Here is a 1,190-nt window from a genome sequence, read left to right as displayed (position 1 = left end):
TCGTACTCTCGGGCGTCGCCGGGGAGCGCCGCGCGGTCCACGACCGGCTGCCGCACCTGCTGCGCGGGGTGGCGGTCGAGGTGGACGGCGGCGGCCGTGCGGGCGGCATCGCGGCCGAGGCGTTCGACCGGCAGCTCGCCCGGGCCTGGCAGGAGCACCGGCAGCGCCGGCTCGACGCCGCCCTGGCGGACTTCCGGGCCGGTCTCGGGCGCCCGGGGGAGCACACCACCGACGGCGACGGCACCGAGGCCGCGCCCGGTGCGGCGGCCCAGGGCGTGCCCGCCGTGGTCGCCGCGGCCCGGCAGCACCGGGTCGCGACCCTGCTGATCCAGCAGGGCGCGGCGGACGCCGAGCGCCGGGTGTGGGTCGGCCCGGAGCCCGAGCACGTCGCCGTCCAGCGCGGGGAGGTGCGCACCATGGGCGCCGACGCGGCGCAGTCCGCCCCGGCGGCGGACGCGCTGCTGCGCTGCGCCGCGGCCACCGGGGCCGAGGCGCTGCTCGTCCCCGCCGGGGCGGCCGGCCCGGCGGGCGGCGTGGGCGCGGTGCTGCGCTGGCAGCCCTGACGCCCCGTGGGCTTCGTACGGGCGGTCCCGGCGCTTCGTACGGGCACGGCCCGGGCTCCGTGGCGGGCGGCCGCGGGATGACAACTGTCACGGTGCGGAGGTGCGCTGACACACTGCCGGGCGTGCCGGCGACTGCCCTAGAGTTGGGAACATGATCAAGGACAACAAGGCGCAGGACCACGACGGAACCGATGTCCGCGTGAGCATCATCGGCGGCCACAAGCTGGCCGGGGCGACCATCCACGAGCGGACGGTGACCGCATCGCTGATCGGCGGCGCGAACATCGACCTCACCGACGTCGACCTCCCCGACGGGGCCGAGCTGAAGATCACCAAGCTGAGCCTGATAGGCGGCGTGAGCCTGACCGTCCGGTCGAACGTCCGCGTGGTGGTCGGCGGCATCCGCCTCGGCGGTGTCAGCGACGACGGCCCGACCGAGCCCGGCGGCCCGACCGTGCGGGTGGACGCCTGGGGTCTGCTCGGCGGCGTGCGGGTGCAGCGGGCCTGACCCGGGCCTGACCCGGGCCTGACCCGGATCCGACGGGGCCCTGATGCGGGCCTGACCCGGGCCTGACCCGGATCCGACGGGGCCCTGATGCGGGCCTGACCCGGGCCTGACCCGGATCC

General features: G+C 77.4%; 1 protein-coding gene and 1 pseudogene. Both read left to right on the top strand.

All coding sequences use genetic code 11. The features are described from left to right. A pseudogene (locus ABZ885_RS41605) lies at positions 1–563 on the top strand (hypothetical protein); the annotation flags it as partial. Positions 564–714: 151 nt separating this feature from the next. Next, positions 715–1,071: a hypothetical protein gene (locus ABZ885_RS41600; protein WP_360200466.1), complete on the top strand. Its 357-nt coding sequence runs from the start codon at positions 715–717 to the stop codon at positions 1,069–1,071. Positions 1,072–1,190: the final 119 nt, after the last annotated feature.

Origin of the sequence: Kitasatospora sp. NPDC047058, assembly GCF_040643935.1 — a bacterium.
Lineage (GTDB): Bacteria > Actinomycetota > Actinomycetes > Streptomycetales > Streptomycetaceae > Kitasatospora.
Note: the sequence above shows the minus strand (reverse complement) of the source record. Positions and strands in the feature narration are given on the sequence as shown.